A 2138-nucleotide genomic window follows, 5' to 3' on the forward strand; every position below is an offset into this window, starting at 1 on the left:
CTGCACGTTCCTCCGGACGTGCTTTTGAGAAAGTCTTGCGGCGAAACAAACGCCACCTGACTTCAAGGAGACGCGACCGGAATGAAGAAGCCGTCATCGAAAATACGTGAAGAAATCGCCCGCCTCCAGGACCAGCTCAAGCAGGCCGAGACGCGCGAGGCCGAACGCATCGGCCGGATCGCGCTGAAAGCCGGACTTGGCGAGATCGAGATCGAGGAGGCCACGCTTCAGGCGGCGTTCGAGGAAATCGCCGGGCGCTTTCGCGGAGGCAAGGGAGCTGCGATCGGAGAGAGAAACACGGGTGAGGGCAGGACTGCAGGCGCTCCGCCCGCGAAGGTCGCAACTGGCGCGGCTGCGGGCAGCAGTAGCGAGGCTTGAGCGAATGCGACGGACCCAATCGAGCGACGCCCGAAAGAAGGACACGCGCGAGAAGATCGAGCTCGGCGGCCTGATTGCGAAAGCTGGTCTCCGTTACGAGAAGCGAGCCCTGCTGCTCGGCCTGCTGATTGACGCAAGCCAGCGCATCAAGGGCGACGATGCGGAGCGCTCGCGCCTGACCGCAATCGGTGCGGAGGCCTTCGGCAGTGACGGCGAATAGGATCGCCCTCGCCCTGATCCCGGCGACGATAATGGTCGGGGTGACCATCCTCATGCCGGGCATCGAGCACTGGCTCGCAGGCTTCGGCAAGACCGCTCAGGCAAAGCTGATGCTCGGACGCATCGGTCTCACTTTGCCCTATGTGACGGCGGCCGCGAGCGGCGTGATCTTCCTGTTCGCGGCCAGCGGCGCGGCGAACATCAAGGCGGCGGGATGGGGCGTGGTTGCGGGCAGCGTGGCGACGATCCTGATCGCATTGATGCGTGAGGCAGTCCGCCTTGCGGAAATTGCCGGCAATGTCCCATCGGACCAGTTCGTCTTCGCATATGCGGACCCGGCGACGACGATCGGCGCCTTCGCCGCATTTGTCGCCGGCGTGTTCGCGCTGCCCGTTGCCGTGAAGGGCAATGCCGCCTTCGCGAGGTCTGCTCCGCGCCGTATCCATGGCAGGCGCGCGGTCCATGGCGAGGCGGACTGGATGAGCATGACCGAGGCCGCGAGGATGTTTCCGGATGCGGGCGGCATCGTCATCGGCGAGCGCTATCGTGTCGACCGGGACAGCGTGATGGCCGTGTCGTTCCGGGCCGACGCGCGGGAGACATGGGGCGCCGGCGGTAGGGCTCCGCTGCTTTGCTTCGACGGCTCGTTCGGCTCATCGCACGGCATCGTCTTCGCCGGATCCGGCGGCTTCAAGACGACGTCGGTGACGATCCCGACCGCGCTCAAATGGGGCGGCGGTCTCATCGTGCTCGATCCGTCGAACGAGGTCGCGCCGATGGTCGTCGATCACCGGCGCAGGGCCGGCCGCAAGGTGATCGTGCTCGATCCAGCCGGACCCGCGACCGGCTTCAACGCGCTCGACTGGATCGGCCGCTTCGGCGGCACGAAGGAAGAAGACATCGTCGCGGTCGCGACCTGGATCATGACCGACAACGCTAGGGCTGCGTCCGCGCGCGACGACTTTTTCCGCGCTTCGGCCATGCAGCTCCTGACCGCGCTGATCGCCGACGTCTGCCTGTCGGGTCATACCGAAGAAAAGGATCAGACACTGCGCCGTGTCCGCGCCAATCTCTCCGAGCCTGAGCCGAAGCTGCGCGAGCGGCTGACGCGGATTTACGAGCAATCGGAATCCACCTTTGTGCGCGAGAACGTCGCGGTCTTCGTCAACATGACGCCGGAGACGTTCAGCGGCGTCTATGCGAATGCGGTGAAGGAGACGCATTGGCTCTCCTATCCAAACTATGCCGCCCTGGTCTCGGGCGACAGCTTCTCAACCGACGAGCTCGCGGGCGGCGGCACGGATATCTTCATCGCGCTCGACCTGAAGGTGCTGGAAGCGCATCCGGGGCTTGCGCGGGTAGTGATCGGCTCGTTCCTCAATGCGATATATAACCGCAATGGCGAGGTCGCGGCTAAGACCCTGTTCCTGCTCGACGAGGTCGCGCGGCTTGGCTATCTGCGCATCCTCGAAACCGCCCGCGACGCGGGGCGTAAATACGGCATCAGCCTGACGCTGATCTTCCAGTCGATCGGCCAGATG

Annotated in this window: 3 protein-coding genes; all 3 read left to right on the forward strand. The window is 64.8% G+C overall.

What is annotated here, in order from left to right; all coding sequences use genetic code 11:
• Window positions 1-81 precede the first annotated feature (81 nt).
• The gene (gene traC, locus EOC94_RS33135; RefSeq protein WP_127295834.1) at window positions 82-378 is read left to right on the forward strand and encodes a conjugal transfer protein TraC; all 297 of its coding nucleotides are present in this window, start codon (window positions 82-84) and stop codon (window positions 376-378) included.
• Window positions 379-382: 4 nt separating this feature from the next.
• On the forward strand, window positions 383-598 hold the full coding sequence (locus tag EOC94_RS33140; RefSeq protein ID WP_185928388.1) for a type IV conjugative transfer system coupling protein TraD: 216 nt from the start codon (window positions 383-385) through the stop codon (window positions 596-598).
• Window positions 585-2138: Ti-type conjugative transfer system protein TraG (gene traG, locus EOC94_RS33145; protein WP_127295836.1), on the forward strand; the 1554-nt coding region annotated here is incomplete at its 3' end. The genes EOC94_RS33140 and traG, both read left to right, overlap by 14 nt.

The sequence above is a fragment of the Mesorhizobium sp. M6A.T.Ce.TU.016.01.1.1 genome, from assembly GCF_003997065.1.
GTDB classification, from domain to species: Bacteria; Pseudomonadota; Alphaproteobacteria; order Rhizobiales; family Rhizobiaceae; genus Mesorhizobium; species Mesorhizobium mediterraneum.